The organism is Microbacterium sp. FW305-3-2-15-F-LB2 (assembly GCF_058787255.1).
On the sequence record NZ_JBYSZO010000002.1, the window covers coordinates 89,769 to 104,958 of the forward strand.

General features: G+C 67.3%; 15 protein-coding genes. 8 read left to right on the plus strand and 7 right to left on the minus strand.

Features of this window, described 5'->3' with window-relative positions; all coding sequences use genetic code 11:
- Positions 1 to 6: 6 nt before the first annotated feature.
- The 7 genes from AC3WLZ_RS17860 to AC3WLZ_RS17890 are packed head-to-tail and all read right to left on the minus strand — an operon-like array spanning position 7 to position 6,940.
- Positions 7 to 2,037 carry a hypothetical protein gene (locus tag AC3WLZ_RS17860; protein WP_005052735.1) on the minus strand — a complete coding sequence of 677 codons (2,031 nt, stop codon included), beginning with the start codon at positions 2,035 to 2,037 and terminating at the stop codon, positions 7 to 9.
- Positions 2,034 to 4,556 (minus strand): ATP-binding protein, encoded by a 2,523-nt coding sequence (locus AC3WLZ_RS17865; protein WP_005052733.1) that lies wholly within the window; start codon positions 4,554 to 4,556, stop codon positions 2,034 to 2,036. Before AC3WLZ_RS17865 ends, AC3WLZ_RS17860 begins: the two co-directional genes overlap by 4 nt.
- Before the next feature lie 14 nt (positions 4,557 to 4,570).
- On the minus strand, positions 4,571 to 4,786 hold the full coding sequence (locus AC3WLZ_RS17870; protein ID WP_005052730.1) for a hypothetical protein: 216 nt from the start codon (positions 4,784 to 4,786) through the stop codon (positions 4,571 to 4,573).
- Positions 4,787 to 4,788: 2 nt separating this feature from the next.
- Complete coding sequence (locus tag AC3WLZ_RS17875) at positions 4,789 to 5,364, minus strand: hypothetical protein (RefSeq protein WP_005052728.1); 576 nt, start codon at positions 5,362 to 5,364, stop codon at positions 4,789 to 4,791.
- A 10-nt stretch (positions 5,365 to 5,374) separates the two neighbouring features.
- The gene (locus AC3WLZ_RS17880) at positions 5,375 to 5,698 is read right to left on the minus strand and encodes a hypothetical protein (RefSeq protein ID WP_005052725.1); all 324 of its coding nucleotides are present in this window, start codon (positions 5,696 to 5,698) and stop codon (positions 5,375 to 5,377) included.
- Between the two features lie 16 nt (positions 5,699 to 5,714).
- Complete coding sequence (locus AC3WLZ_RS17885; protein WP_005052723.1) at positions 5,715 to 6,704, minus strand: conjugal transfer protein; 990 nt, start codon at positions 6,702 to 6,704, stop codon at positions 5,715 to 5,717.
- Positions 6,704 to 6,940: a hypothetical protein gene (locus AC3WLZ_RS17890; RefSeq protein ID WP_005052720.1), complete on the minus strand. Its 237-nt coding sequence runs from the start codon at positions 6,938 to 6,940 to the stop codon at positions 6,704 to 6,706. The genes AC3WLZ_RS17885 and AC3WLZ_RS17890 overlap by 1 nt, the downstream gene beginning before the upstream one ends.
- 312 nt (positions 6,941 to 7,252) lie before the next feature.
- Here AC3WLZ_RS17890 and AC3WLZ_RS17895 point away from each other — a divergent pair, with 312 nt between their 5' ends.
- The 8 genes from AC3WLZ_RS17895 to AC3WLZ_RS17930 all read left to right on the plus strand — a co-directional run bounded on the left by AC3WLZ_RS17895 (position 7,253) and on the right by AC3WLZ_RS17930 (position 15,162).
- Positions 7,253 to 8,017, plus strand: coding sequence for a hypothetical protein (locus AC3WLZ_RS17895; protein ID WP_005052717.1), 765 nt, complete (start codon positions 7,253 to 7,255; stop codon positions 8,015 to 8,017).
- A gap of 856 nt (positions 8,018 to 8,873) precedes the next feature.
- On the plus strand, positions 8,874 to 9,548 hold the full coding sequence (locus tag AC3WLZ_RS17900) for a ParA family protein (RefSeq protein ID WP_005052715.1): 675 nt from the start codon (positions 8,874 to 8,876) through the stop codon (positions 9,546 to 9,548).
- Position 9,549: 1 nt separating this feature from the next.
- Complete coding sequence (locus AC3WLZ_RS17905) at positions 9,550 to 10,149, plus strand: hypothetical protein (protein ID WP_005052713.1); 600 nt, start codon at positions 9,550 to 9,552, stop codon at positions 10,147 to 10,149.
- Between the two features lie 118 nt (positions 10,150 to 10,267).
- Entirely contained in the window at positions 10,268 to 10,960 is a 693-nt protein-coding gene (locus tag AC3WLZ_RS17910; RefSeq protein ID WP_005052710.1) for an SAF domain-containing protein, read from the plus strand.
- 6 nt (positions 10,961 to 10,966) lie between these two features.
- Positions 10,967 to 11,794 carry a CpaE/TadZ family protein gene (locus AC3WLZ_RS17915; protein WP_005052708.1) on the plus strand — a complete coding sequence of 276 codons (828 nt, stop codon included), beginning with the start codon at positions 10,967 to 10,969 and terminating at the stop codon, positions 11,792 to 11,794.
- On the plus strand, positions 11,791 to 13,416 hold the full coding sequence (locus AC3WLZ_RS17920; protein ID WP_005052704.1) for a TadA family conjugal transfer-associated ATPase: 1,626 nt from the start codon (positions 11,791 to 11,793) through the stop codon (positions 13,414 to 13,416). Before AC3WLZ_RS17915 ends, AC3WLZ_RS17920 begins: the two co-directional genes overlap by 4 nt.
- 1 nt (position 13,417) lies before the next feature.
- Complete coding sequence (locus AC3WLZ_RS17925) at positions 13,418 to 14,284, plus strand: type II secretion system F family protein (protein ID WP_005052702.1); 867 nt, start codon at positions 13,418 to 13,420, stop codon at positions 14,282 to 14,284.
- Positions 14,281 to 15,162, plus strand: a complete 882-nt coding sequence (locus AC3WLZ_RS17930; protein ID WP_005052700.1) for a type II secretion system F family protein — start codon at positions 14,281 to 14,283, stop codon at positions 15,160 to 15,162. The genes AC3WLZ_RS17925 and AC3WLZ_RS17930 overlap by 4 nt, the downstream gene beginning before the upstream one ends.
- Positions 15,163 to 15,190 lie beyond the last annotated feature (28 nt).

Below are 15,190 nucleotides of genomic sequence, written 5' to 3' on the forward strand. Positions count from 1 at the left end.
GCGGGGTTACTTCTGTGCGATCGCGAGCCGGGCGCGCATCTCACCGCTGCGCGGAGAGCGAGGCGCGCGCGCCGGCAGGGACGAGATGTCGACGACACCTGACGAGGGGCGCCGTTCGATGTGTCCCATGCCCGAGGAGTCGACGACGATCCGTCGAGGACCGTCCGGGGTGCGCGTGGGCGCCGGGCCCTGGTCGACGACCATCGAGACCACCTTCGGGTCGCCCGCAGCTCGCGGCTTGCTCGCGCCTGCCGCGGCCGCGGAGACAGCCTTCGACGCTCCCTTGCTCGCGACTCGGCCACCGACCTCGAGCGCCGCGGCGCCGGCGGCGCCGGCCACACCGCCCGCTGCGGCACCCTTGCCGATCCGCGCGGCCGTGAAGACCAGGTCCGCGGTCTTCGAGGCCTTGGCGGCAGCACCCGCGCCAGCGCCGCCCCCAGAGCCCATCTGAGGCGACGGGAGGGCGGGACGGCTCGGTGAGCCGCCAGAGGGCGTCGAGGGCGGCTTGGGAGCCGCGGGCGGGCGTGTAGCGGTCATTGTGCCGATGTCCTGCGCAGCCCCCGCGCCGAAGTTGATGGAGCGCGCGTCGACCTTGTTGTCAGGGCGACGCAGCGCCGCGGCCGCGACGGTGGATACGGCGCTCATCGCCGCGACGGTCTTGACCCCGTCGCGCTGCGCCGGCGCGCCCTTGCCGATGCCGTACTTGGAGAGCTGCTCGGCGATCGACCGGCCGGTCTTCTTGGCAATGCGACGCGCTCGGATGATGAGGAACAGCAGCACGATCATCACCAGCGTCGCAAAGGTCATCTGCGCGACGAGCGGGATTCCCAGGCTGCTGAGCCCGGTGATCGCTGCGACGGTGAGCTTGAGGACGGCCGCCATGACGACTGCCATGAAGACGATGGCGACCAGGCCCATGAAGGTGTCGGCGAGGGACTTCCACAGCGGGTATCGGTTGACCGGGAGGATCCCGATGTAGACGTTCCACATGGTCTTGAGTGCGGAGATCAGGAAGCCGAGAACCGTGACTAGGAACAGCACCCCGAAGGCCATCGGCAGGATGAACAGGGTGAGCGCTCCGGGGGTCATCGTGACGGCCGTGAGCACCTGGCCGAAGTTCGGATTCTGGTTGAACGTCTTCGCCGCCTCGTCGCACCCGCCGACCGCGTCACGGACCTCGTTGCCGCCGGTCTGGATGGGCGCCGAGTTGGTCATCGTGTCGGTGAACGTCGCGGCGCACTGCCCCTCGAGGGCGTGGCCGAACGCGATCGTCTGCGCAGGGATCTTCACGAAGATGTCGACCAGCTGCGACGTGACCGCAGCTGACAGCAGGTTCTCGGAGTCGAGCTCCGTGCTGTTGATGTCGTCGGTGACGACGACGGCAGCGATCTGACCGCCGTACTCCTGGGCGGTGTCGAATGCTCCGCCTGCGGCGGTGAGCGAGGCGATCGGGTTAGCGAGCAGACCGGTCGCCAGCACCGCACAGCACGCAGAGATGAACAACTCCGCCCACCCGGTGGAGTGCCGGCCGAGCATGATCGCCAGGCCCGCGACACCGCCGGCGATCGTCAGCGCGAACGGGATCCATGCGATCTCGCCGAGGAAGTCCTGCAAGAGGTCGGCCAGCGCGCCGAACGGTGCCGCGACGATGTCGACCCACTCGAAGGAGAGCAGCCAGTTGCAGAACCAGATCATCCACGACACCAGACCCAGATGCCCGGTCCAGATCGGGTCGATCCACATGGAGATGAAGAACTTCCCCATCGTGAACACATCGCCGCGGTCCAGTGGAAGCACCGTGTAGTTGGTCAGCGGGACGCCGTCGCTGTCAGTGATGTCGCCGCCGAGCATGAACGGGGACGAGCCGCCGCCGTCAGCGGCGAAGGCCCAGTACGTGTTGCCGAACAGGACCAGGAACAGGTCGATCAGGACGACGGCGATGACCTTGCTCCACCGCGGGTGATCGTGCGCCCAGAAACGGACCCGCCAGAACGCGCCGCCCAGAGTCTCGAAGGTGTGCCGGTAGAAGGTGATCATGGTGTCACCAGAGACGGGGTCGACAGCACGGCTTCGCGGCGGTCGGGGCGCTCGGGCAGCGTCTTGCGGAACTTCCCGATTCGACCGCGCTGGTCACGGATCAGTCCCTCGCCGCGCCGCTCCGGGGCGACCTTTCCGTCCGCCCCGAGCGGGGACAGGTCTTCGGTGACCACCTGGACCATCGCCGGGTCCGCGGGCTCGCCGGTCAGCCACTCGATCGCGCGGCGAGCGAGCTCCTTGTCGGTCTGGCGCATCACGTAGCGGGTCTTGAGCAGGCCTCGGGTCTGGGTTTCTCCGAAGTCGGCGGGGTCGTGCGAGCCGAGGGCGAAGAACGCGCGGTGCTTGCGACCGTCGCGGATGCCGATGCGCAGGTCGCGCTCTCCCTCCGGTGACTGGGTGATGTGGTGGCACTCGTCGAAGTAGGCGCCGGCGAGCTCGCCGGGGTTCATGAAGCAGACCTCGCGGGAGATCCCCATGAGCATCGCGTACATGGCGCGGCCGTAGATCTTTTCCAGGGGCATCTCCTCGAACAGGTGCGCGTGCTCGAGCTCGGTCTTGTCTGGCAGCGACAGCCCATGGGTGAGGAAGACCAGGGCACGCGATTTCAGGTCGACAGCGGTCAGCCCGTCATTGAAGAGAACCTCGCCGATGTCCTTCGACGCGACCAGGTTGATCAGGCCCGACAGCTCATCGCTCTCCGCCGAGGAGATCGTCTTGAGGTGCGCCCGCAGGCGACCGAGGCTGGTGATGTCGTGCGCGGCGACGTACTCCGGCTCGAGGAGGCGGGACAGGGCGACGCCTCGGGAGTCGCGGGCCCGGATGCCGAGCATCACCGCGAAGAGCGACTGCACCATGCGTGCGCCGACGAGAGGGCCGAACACCCGCAGCGGGTCCAGCGAGTACTCCGGGGTCATCAGGTCAACGATCGTCGTGGTGTCCGGCCGGAGGCTCTGCGCGAAAACCGCGTACTCCTTGGCCTCTGTGCGGTCGATCGCGACGACGCGGCCGTTGCGGTCGACCGTGTCGCCCATGTCTCCCTTGAGCAGCACGCTCTTGCCGGCGCCGAGCTCGGCGACCACGCCGAAGCTGGCGCTGGTGTCGGCCTGGATACTGCCGTCCGCGTCGCGGAGGATCGGGGTGTGCCGGGCGGTGCTGATGTTCTCGCCGAAGCGGGCGCCCTTCTCGTCTCCGAGCTCGTTGCTGGAAAGCGGAACGCCGGTCGCGAACTCCCGGCCCGTCGTGATCTGGGTGAGCTCACGGACGATGCGCCCGGTGGGCGTGCCGGGGATCATCGCCCACCAAAGCTCCTCCTGACCTCCCAGGGGAGCCTCGAGGAGGAAGTCAGCGCGCTTGTACTCGTCTGCCACGAACCGGCCCTTAGCCTTCGCGAGATCGGCGGTATCTGCCCCCACAGCGAACAGCACCGTCGCCTGAACCTCGACCTCCTTATCGGAGCGGTTGAGGGAGGCGTGGTAGGCGGCCAGCGTCTCCGCGATCTCTCCGAGGTCGGATCCGCCGCCGGTGATCGTCGCGGTGCCCTCCTGGTGCTTGTACTGCTCCTCGAGGGCGGTTTCGGCCTTCTTGTTGCGACGCTTGACCTCGTCGGCGCCGGTGACGGTGAAACGGATCCCCCAGTCGACGTCAAGGGGGAACTGGTCGACGTGTGAGATCCACTCGACGCCGGGCGAAACCCAGCCGGCCTTGGGTGCGGCGACCATGGCCTGCACCACCTGGTAGGACGACGTCTCGTCCGCGTAGGGGCTGTGCACCTTGAGGTAGCGGCGCTTGAACGGGAGGAACTGCTGCCCCTTGGGAAGGTCGCTCTGTCCGCCTTCGTCGAGCCATGGGTTCGGCATCGCGGAGGGCATCTGGAAGTGCGCGAGCTCGTCGACGCCGAATCCGTCCTCGGTACCCTCGGCGGGCGGGACAGGGGCGGCGAGATCTGCGGAGAGGCCGCGCTGCTGCGAGTGAAGGGCGATCCAGATCTGCTCGGCCGGCGTTGCACGGGTCGGCTGGAACGCGGCCGGGATGCGAACCTCGATCTCCTTGGCCATCCGCGCGGCCGCAGCGATCTCGGAGTCGGTAGGCAGCTGACGGGGAAGAGCCAACGTGTCGCGCAGCTTGGTGTCGGCGGCGCGCACTGCCGACCTCGCGCGAGCCTTCATCGAACCGGCCGCGAGCGGGACCGAGAACCAGAACGCGCGCGTTCCAAGCGGGATCTGCTCGAGCGCGTCCAGGGTCAGCTCGACCTCGCGCGCCCAGTCCGGACACTCGTCGATGCGAACACCGTCCAGCATCCGCTCCACGACAGACACCGGATCCAGGTCAGCGCACAGCCCCAGCAGCAGTCCCTCGCCCCGGTGCGCCTGGAAGAGCGCCTGGTGGTGCGCCTTGACGAGCTGCTTTGCCGCCGTGGTGGCGTAGGCATACGGGAGCGGCTGCAGCCGCCACGTAGCCCAGACCACGCCCGAGCGGGTCCACATCAGGTTGCTCGTCATCGCTGTTGCCGGAATCTGCATCGTCGTCTCGTTTCTCAGTCGGTCGGCGTGGCCAGCAGCAGATCGCGACCGCCGCTGAGGGGTGCCGTGATCGGCGTGCCGCCGAGGATGGGGAGGAGGGCTGCGTAGCTCGTGGTAGCGGGGTCCGCACAGATCGGCCCACGCGCGGTCTCCGCCTTGACCACGAGGGTCTTGATGACGTAGCCGCGGCCTCGGCCGATGATGCCGAGCGGGATGTCGGTGTTGTTCATGGTCAGTTGCCTCCTCGGGCTTGCTGCAGCAGGCGCTCGACGCCGCTGACCGCGTGTGCGGGTGCGTGCGCCGGCAGCGGCGTCGAGCGCGGCTGCAGGACCGGCTGCGCCACGACGGGCGCTTCCGGTGCGGGTGCGGTGGTCTCGCTATCCGGGGTGGTGAGCGTGGCTCCGACCGGCTCGGCGATCGTTGTTCCGCCGCCTGCGAAGTGGGGCGGGCGAACCCGCATGGTCACTCCGCGGTAGCGGCCGGCTGCGGGGCGGGTCATCGCGGACAGGCCGCTGGTGATGATGCTCAGCAGGTTCCGGCGTGTGGCCGGGATCCTTCCGGCTCCCCACGCTGCTCCCCAGGACACGAAGGCAGCGACGGGGATATCGACGATCGGAGAGCCAGTCCCCCACACGCTCTGCGTCAGCAGGGCGACGACCAGGACGATCGCCAGGACGACGCCCTGCGTCAGCGTGTAGGGGCCCCCGGGGATCTTCGTGCCGTCGTGGAGACGGCCGATGAACTTTGGGAACCGGCGGCTGCGCGTGTAGAAGCGCGCAACCTCTCTCTCTTCGTCGCGATCGGCCACGTTCGCCCCTTTACGCGACCAGCCGGTAGACCGTGTCGCCGGCCGCGGTGGTGGTCTCGTTGAGCACCAGGGCGTCCGCCGGAGCTGCGATCTGATGGATCGTGACTCCGATGGCGTCGACGGTCTCGGTCTGGATGAGGCCCATGACCCACTCGCCACCGCCGGCGGCGAGGAACATGGCCAGGCCGCACGCGATGCCGGTGATGATGGTCGTCGCCATGGCGAACCGCACCTTGGCGGCGACGACGAAGAAGATCACTGCTGCTGCGAGAAACACGACCGCCCGGAAAGCAGTCGTCGCATCAGCGGTGATCCCGTTGATCCAATCGAACATGGTTGGTGTTCCTTCCTTAGTTGCCGTTACCGGACGGTGTCGGCGTGGGGGTTGTCGATCCCTTGTCGGAGACCGCTTGCGGTGCAAGATCAATGGCGCTGACCTCCCAGCGGGAGGCACGCGCGGTGAGGGTGAGCGTGTACGTCGAGGTCACTTGCTGGTCCAGCGGGCTCAGCAGTGAGACGGTCGCGAGCACCTTGAGGGTGTCGCCATCGCTCGGGGACTCCGTAGGCGTCAGGTCTGACCGCATCTCCTCGACGTTGACCATCACGTAGGGGGCGGGCGAGATCGCCACGAAAGATGTGTCCGGGGCGCTGTATCGGGACAGGTCACCCGAGCCGGCAAGGTACGCGCCGAGGAACGCCGACACTGTCTCCGCGGACGGGTCAGAGGATCCGATGGTCTGCTTGTAGACCAGCGACGTTGTCTCGCCCTGGACGGGAGCGGAGATCTGGGCCGGGAGACCGACTGCCCTCACCGTGTCCCCGTTGACCGCGATCGCCACCTGGAAGTAGCGGCGCGGCCAGCTCGTCGTGCTGGTGTCGTCGGAGTCCGTCACCGACAGCTCCTTGATGTTCGCCGCGACGACGACGTTGACGAAGTCCGAGCCGTCGACGGGCGTGATGGAGACCACGGACAGGTCGCGGTACTCCCAGGCCGTGACCGACAGCTGCCGCAGCGCCGCCAGGTCGACGTAGGTAGCCAGGTCGCCCGGTGCGTCCTTCGTCGCGCTCAGCCACGAGGAGACGAAGCCCTCCGCGTAACCGCCGGCAGCCTGCTGCTGCGTGCTCAGTCCCGCTGCCTGCGCCTCGGGCGCTGCGGCGACGACGGGCGCCGGACGTGCGGCCGCGGCGAAGAGCGCGATAGGCCCACACGCGATCGCGGCGAACAGAAGCGCGGACAGCAGCTTGCCGCCCAGCTGCCGACCATGGGTCCAGCTGCTCCCCTGTGCCGGGACGGTCTTCGTCTCCTTGGCCGGCTTCGACGTCTTCTCACGACGCGCCATTATGCAGCTCCTCCCACTCGCAGCTGCGCCACCCGCAGAGCTGCCGGCACCGCTGCCGAAAGCTCCTCAACCGCCTTCACCACGCGACCATGCGTGGAGGGGTCGAAGGGTGCGTCGAGAGTGCTCGCCACTGCTTCCTCGAACCCCTGGCGCGCACGGATCGCGCGTGCAGCGTCGGGCTTGAATCCTTCCCACATGGCGTCGTCGGCGCTGTCTGCGGTGCTGCTCTCGCTCACGTTTCTGTCCCTTCCGCGGAGTCCTGATGCCTCCCGACCAACGGGGGCATATCTGTATAGGCCGGGTTTTCGGCCCTTCGCGGACATCGCGGATCGAAGAAATCTTGCGTGGATATTGCGCCCATGCAGCGAGGCATGGAAACCGCCCCTGAACAGGTATTTACAGCATCGGATCGCAACTCAGATCCACCGAAGCCAGCATCCGCCGATCGGGCGCTCTCCTGCCCGGCCGGAACTTTCCAGGATCTGAACCAGGGGTGCTGAGGAACGTGGCCCTTCGTCAACCGACGTCACGACGAAGGGCCATTTCTCATGACTGCTTGGGCGAAGACATCACCTCTTGCCGACCAGCTGTTCGATGAGTGGAACAGCTTCCACTCCCACACCACTCACCACTTCGGAACGCTCGGCGAGCTGACTGGCGATGAGGCCGTGAACCTCATCCGGCAGCCGCAAGCTCCCGAACAGCGCGACGCGCTCCTGCTCGAGCTGCTCACCCTCGAGCACGCCGGCGATACCATCGCCGGCCGCGTCCTGCTCAAGTCGTTCATGCCGCTCGCGCTGCGGCTGCCGAGCAGCTGCAGCAGCATGCGCAGCCTGTGGCAGCACTCCCCCGCCGACGCCCGTACCGCGACGATCGGCGTGCTCTGGGAGGTCATTCACACCTACCCGCTCGAGCGGGTCCACTCCGTCTCCGGAAACATCCGCCTCGAGACGATCAAGAACCTCGGAGTCTGGTTCGGCAGCGAGCACAGCGTCGACGCAATGCCGGTCGAAGACGAGCTGCTCGAGAAGATCGCAGGCCCCGACGAGAGCGATGACGTCTTCCGGGATCTGGTGACGATCCTCACCTGGGCGATCGACTCCGGCACCCTCCGCCGCGACGAGGTCCAGCTGCTTGCTCGCATCGAGCTCGCGGAGGGTGATCCCGGTGTGGCGCGTGAGGAAGCAGCTGTCGAGCTCGGCGTCAGCCGGGAGACGCTCAACCGCCGAGTGTGCCGAATCCGCACCAAGCTCATGCAGGCCGTCAGCGGCGACATGGAGGCCAAGGTCTCCTACGCCCCGCGCCGCAGCTGAGCCAACCCGCCATCCAGGGGGCAAGCGCAGTCGACGAGTCGAGCGCTCCCCACAGGCCGGAGCAACACTCCCGCTCCGCCCCCCCAGACAGACAGGGCCTCTGGATGGCCCCCAGGGGCCCTGTCTTCCCCTCCGCCTCACTCGGAGCCCTCCTCATGGCCGAAATCGCCTCAGCAGGCCGCACAGGCCCGTCTACGCCCGCATCCATCGTTTGGATGCCCCACCACGACTCCATGACCAGCCCTCGCGACACCGCGCACCCCACCATCGCCAGCGCCGCGCTACACACGCGCCACCCCGCCGCCATGCTCTGCGCTGTACCCTCGCAGCAACACCGCGATAGCCTCCGCCACTCCCCCGCCAGATCACCGCATCACTTGCGCGATACGCTGAGCAACCCCCGCGCCATACCCGCGCCAGCCATCCGCAATATCAACTGCAATATTCGCGCTATTACATCGCCCTACCCGCGCATGCTGTTGCGCTCTAACGTGCGCATTACGAGCGCCCGGCTGTCGCCTGTACGGCCCCTTACTTGCGCATTGCTTGTGCCCGTATGTAGCCACTATGGCGCGGGTCTTGTTTTAGATGATGCGCACTGTCAAGCGCTCTGCTTGCGTTGTTCTTGCACCGACAGAGCGCGTTCATCGCACAGTTCTAGCGCCGTAGCTCCACATGCTCTAGCGCATGTGTCGCGCCAGACACGCGCGATTGTTGTTGCATATAGGCGTGAATGTGACGCTATACTGGCGCCCATGAACCCGCCACAGTTGCCCCATACCCGCGCCACACATCCGCACACCGCGCGCTCGACTGGCGCGACCGCTGCCAACGCCCTCAGCCGTGGAGGCCGATCGTGAGAATCATCGGCGTCTGCAACCAGAAGGGCGGGGTGGGCAAGACCACCACCGTCATGAACCTCGCGGCCGCGCTGTCCCGCGCTAACAATGTGCTCGTGGTCGACGTCGACCCGCAGCAGTCCGCAGCACGCTGGGCCGAGCGCGCGGGGGATGACCTTCCGTTCGACTTCGCCGCCGACGTCGACCCCAACAACATCATGGGATTGCGTGACCTCGACGGATACGACATCGTCCTCGTCGACACACCTGGCAGCCATGAGAACACCGGCGTTCTCACCGCAGTCCTGCAGGTCGCCGACTTCATCGTCCTGCCGCTCGAAGCGGCCACCATGGCCATCGAGTCCGTCGCGGACACGCTCGCCGAGCACATCATCCCGACTGGGGTGCCCTACCGACTCCTGCTGAACAAGATCGACACCCGCCGAGGCGGGCGGCGACTCGAGGACTGGGAAGAGCAGCTCGACACCGTCGAGTTCATCGAAGGACAGATCGGACTCCCGCGGTTCCAGCGTCACATCCGCCTGTCCGCGAGCATCGAGGACGCTCCCTACGACGGCAAGGTCGTCACGCAGTACACCGATTCCCGCAAGAACCAAGCAGCGATCTCCGACTACACCAGTGTCGCGTTGGAGCTCACATCGCTGTGGGCCAACCAGATGAAGGAGGCCTGACGTGGCACGCCAGGATCTCGGAAAACTCACCCGCCGCGCCGTGCCGACGCCGGCTCCCGCAGAACCCGTGGAGCCCACCGTCGACCAGGCTCCGCCCACCGAGCCCGTCCCTGCAGCGGCGGTCGAACCTGCGGCCGCTCCTGCGAAGAAGCAGGCGCCGCGCAAGCAGCCGACTCGCACGACCCGCGCGGAGGACGAAGACGGGGGAGAGGGGGAGGAGCGGGAGACCGCGACCAAGGGCGTCCCTGTCCACCTTCCGGTCCCGCTGAACGACCGACTGCAGGCGTACATGGCCAAGACGCGCAAGAGCCACCAGACGGTCCTCCTGGACGCCGTCTCGGCCACCTATAAGCGTCTTCCTGAACTGATCCGCCAGGCCACCGCCGGCGGAGAAGAGACTGACGAGGACTGGACGGATCTGTTCAACCGGCAGAAGCGTCCCGCCCCCGTCACTGATGCGGGGCCTCGCGTCAAGCACACCGTGCGCGTTGCCCCGTCGTACCGCGCGATCCTCGATCGCGTCACCGCTGAACTCGATGCTCCCTCCCGGAACTTCGTCATCATCACCGCCTACGAGGCATTCCTTCCGCCTCTCGAATAGACGGTGCGGTGTCCAGCTACAGCAGAAGACCAGCTGTCGCGACAGCGGTATATGAGACACTCACCGAACTGCTTAGACACCTACGCCACATCCGCCCACGTTGAAGGACTGACTTCCAATGACCACCACCACTGACCGCAAGAGCAAGCGCACGAAAGACACCACCGAGCAGGGCGAGCAGAAGCAAGGACTCACTCCTGCAGTCCTGCAGCCGACGAAGTCTCGCCGGCGCCCCGCGATCATCGCCCTCGGCATCGCGCTTGTCCTCCTCGGCGGAATCGGCGTGTGGTGGGTCACCACGAACCTCACCCGCACCGTCAGCGTCATGGCGACCAGCGTCGATGTCTCACGCGGGGAGACGATCACCACAGACGACCTCACGACCATCCAGCTCGCCGGCGGGCAGCAGGTCGACGCCGTCTCCGCCGCGGATGCCGCCGACCTCGTCGGAACCACCGCGCTGGTCGACCTGCCCGCTGGCACCCTCATCACGTCGGCCAACACCGGCGACACCCTCGCGGTGCCGTCCGGCTCCTCGATCGTGGGCGTCACGCTCACCCAGGCGCAGATGCCCGGCTACCAGCTCGCAGCAGGCGACAACGTCCGTGTCGTCGAGACCCCCGTCACTCAGGGCGACCCGCCCGTCGAAACCCCCAAGAGCTTCGACGCCACGGTGTTCACCGCCACCTACGACACTGAGACCCAGGTGTGGGTTGTCGACCTGGTCGTGCCGAACCGTGAAGCACCCGACATCGCCGCTCGTGCCGCCACCGGCCGTGTCGCGCTGGTCATCGACTCGACGGGGGAGTGACCCCGCATGGCGATCATCTTCCTTGCCAGCGCGTCCGGCGCCCCCGGCGTGACCACCGCCGCCGGCGCCCTGGCCCTCAACTGGTCCAAGCCCGTGATCCTCGTCGAGGCTGACACCACCAAGACCAGCAGCATCATCCCCGGACTCATCCGCGGGCAGGTCTACCACAGCACCGGACTGACCGAAGCGGCCGTCGCAGACCAGTACGGCGCTCTGACCCCTGACAAGCTCTGGGAGCAGACCGTCGAGCTCAGCCCCCGCTCAGTGCTCATCCCCGGCTTCAAGAGCCTGCAGGGCGCCGCCGGCGCGGGCCCCCACTTCTGGCGGGCACTGCTCGACGCGCTGCGACCCTACGAGTCCGCCGGTTACGACATCCTCGTCGACGGCGGGCGCCTCCACGTCAACGACCCTCGTCTCCCGCTACTGCGCGAGGCGGACAGCATCACCCTGTTCACCGATCGCACGTTGCCCTCCGTGGCAGCCGTGCTCGCACACTGGCGATCCCTCGACGAGAACCGCAACACCGTCCCCGAGTGGCTGCTGAACACGCTCAACGAGATCGGGCACGCCAGCTACGTGGATCTCCTCGTTACCGAACGCTCCACCACGCAGGAGACCTGGCCTCTCAAGACCGTCACCAAGCAGATCGGCATGAACCTGCTGGGCACCATCCCCTGGGATCCGAAGGGCGCCGCTATCTACTCGGTCGGCGCACCCACCCTCGGTGCCCAGCGCACCCCCTACTCGCGGGCCATCGGCGCACTGCTGCACAGCTACAGCGATGTCCTCAACACCCGCACATACACAACCACCGACTGGGAGGGACAGCAGTGAGCGACTCCACGCCCGACCCTGCAGACCTGGGCAACATCCCGTTCTTCACCGCGCCAGCACCGGCCACCGCGCCGGCACCGGCAACACCGCAGGCACCAACGACCGCACCGGCCGACACGGGCCTGCGCAACCTGGGACACGCCGCCGCGCACCTGACCCGTGCGGCGCAGCGGAACGCTCCGGCCGAAGCCGCCCCCACGACACCTGCTGCTCCGATCGTGCCGACACCGCCCTCCACCCCCGAACGGCCTGCACCCGAGGTCACTCCGCAAACCACCCTCGACGCGCGCAGCGATCTGCCCTGGGCCGACATCGCCGCCATTCGCGACGAGGTCTCCCGTGAGCTCGCCGCGGTATTCAGCGAGTCCATGGACATCACTGCCGAGCAGCGCGAGCAGACAGCGCAGGACCACATCGTTGACCGGGTCCGAGCTCGCGTCGACGACCAGACCCGACGCCCCGGCGAGGGCCGCTGGCCGGCGCCGATGCAGACCGCGATCCGGCAGGCCGTCTTCGACCAGCTGTTCCGCCTGGGTCGGCTGCAGCCGCTCGTCGACGAGCCCGACGTTGAGAACATCCACATCAACGGGTTCGACGACGTCTGGATCTCCTACGCGGACGGCCGCGTGGTCAAGTACCAGTACCCGATCGCCGAGAATGACCGTGAGCTCGAGCGAGAGATCAACCTGCTCGCCGCCCGCTCGGGTGAGGGCGGACGATCGTTCACGAGCGCCCGGCCGCGACTGCACATGGACCTGCCCGGCGGAGCGCGCCTGGCAGCGATCGCCGAACCCGTCGCCACCCGCCCCACGATCGTCATCCGTATCCACCGCCTCGTCGACGTCACCCTCGACCAGCTCGTGGAGCGCGGCACCATCACCCGCCAGGCGGCAGCCTTCCTCCGCGCGGCCGTCATCGCCGGGGTCTCCGTCGTCACCAGCGGCTTCCCCGGCGCAGGCAAGACCACACTGCTGCGCGCGCTCGCCGACTGCATCCCGGCCGAGGAGAAGATCGTCACAATCGAGATGGAGCGTGAGCTCTACCTTCACAAGATCAACGACCGCCACCCTCGAGTGGTCTCGCTCGAGGCGAAGCCGGGGGAGGGGGAGCGTGGCGCCGATGGGCGGCTGCCTGGTGAGATCACCCCCGAAGACCTGGTCTACGACACCCTCCGACTGGACACGCAGCGCTTCATCGTTGGTGAGGTCCGCGGGCCTGAGATCTACGCCATGATGCAGGCCATGCAGTCCGGTGTCGGGTCGCTGTCCACTCTGCACGCCGCCAGCGCAGACGACTCGATCGACCGCATGTCGGCGCTGATGCTGTCGCGCGGCAACAACACGACCCCCGTGTACGCCTACCGGATGATCGAGCAGAACATCAAGATCGTGGTGCAGATCTCGAAGATCATCGACCCCGCTACCGGCAAGCCCCGCCGCGTCGTCACCGAGATCGCCGAGATCCTGCCCGGCGAGGAGCAGAACAACTCCCGCCCTGTGGCTTCTCAGGTGTTCCGCTTCGACCGATCCACCGGCAGCCTCATCACCGCTGACATGCCATCGCCGCGGCTCCTCGAGGAGCTCAAGTTCTACGGCTTCGATCCCGCGAACCTGGGAGTGTGAGATGACTACCGCAACCCTCGCTCTGTGCATCATCGTCGCGGTGGCCGGCGCGATCCTGGTCATCCTCGGCGCCGCCCATAAGCCCAGCACCAGTGGGCTGCCCACGCGCAGCGCACTTCGCGGGAAGGCGACACGCGACTTCACCCGCACGCAGCAGATCCAGCTCGTCGGCGGCGCCGCGGTCGGTCTGGTGTTCGCGCTGATCACCGGATGGTGGCTGCTCGTGATCGCGGTGCCCGTCGCCGCTGTCGGCCTGCCATGGCTGCTGCAGAAGGGCCCCGAGGAGAACACGATCGCCAAGCTCGACGCCCTCGAGTCCTGGACCCGCAGCCTCGCCGGCCTCACCGTCTCCGGTGCCGGCCTCGAACGCACCATCGCCGCATCGCTGAGCAGCTGCCCCGAAGCGATCCGCCCACAGGTCACGCAGCTCGTCGCGCGCATCAACGCCCGGTGGACCACCACCGCGGCGCTGCAGGCGTTTGCCGACGATCTCAACGACGAGACCGCGGACGTGCTCGTGATGCATCTTCTCCGCAAGGCCGAGCTCCGCGGCTCCGGTCTCGCCGCCTCGCTCGAGGATCTCGCCAAGAGCATCTTCGAGCGGGTCAAGATGCGCCGACAGATCGAAGCCGACCGCGCCACCCCGCGCAACGAGGCCAGGTTCGTCGTCTACTTCACCGTCGCGCTGCTCGTACTTCTGGTCCTCGCCCAGCAGTACTCCGCCCCCTACGGCACCCCGATCGGTCAACTCCTGTTCGCCGCGTACCTCGTCAGCTACGCCCTCGTACTGCTGTGGATGCGACGCATCAGCCGCGGCGTGCCGGCACCCCGTCTGCTCGTTGCCTCCGAGAAAGCTGGTGAGAAGTGAACCTCGCACTAATCGTCCTCCCTGGCCTCGTCCTGGGGCTCGGCTTCGCGCTGGTCATCGCCGCACTGGTGCCCACCCAGCCCAGCCTCTCCGCAGCGCTCGATCGGATCGGCACCACCACCGTCGCCGCCGACCCCGCCTACGCCGCCACCCTTGAGAACCGGGTAGGCTCAGCCGTCCTCCGTCGCGTCGGCGACAGCCCCTCGCTCAAGATCCCCACCCGCGATCTGCGCCTGATCGGCATGAGCGTCAACCGGTTCCTGTACCAGAAGGTGCTCTCCGCCGGCCTCGGCCTCATCGCCCCCATCGCGATCGGACTGATCTTCCAAGTCCTCGGCCTGACCGCGTTCTACATCCCCGCACTGTTCGGCATCCCCCTCGCCATCGGCGGCTGGTACCTGCCCAACCTGCTCGTCCGCGACCAAGCCGAAGCCGCCCGCAAGGAGTTCTCCCGCTCGGTCGCCGTCTACATGGAGCTCGTCGGATCCGAACGCATCAGCGGCGCCCCTCCCGGCAAAGCCCTCGAGTCCGCAGCCCAAGTCGGACGCAACTGGGCCTTCGTCCGTATCCGCCAAACCCTCACCGAAGCCCGCTACGCCGGTACCGCCCCCTGGGACGCGCTCGAGCAGCTCTCCGTCGAGATCAACGTCCCCGACCTGGGTGAAATCGCCAAGGTGATCAGGCTCTCAGGGGAGCAAGGAGCATCGGTATATGAGACACTCAGGGCACGGGGGCAGAACCTCCGGGACCGACTTCTGAATGACGAAGTGACGGAGGCGAACAAAGCAACCAACAAGATGACCATCCCGATGACCCTCACCGGCGTCCTCTTCATGCTCCTCCTCGGCACACCGTTCGTTCTCAACGCTTTCTTCTGAAAGGTTGTTTATCCACCGATGTCCGCGA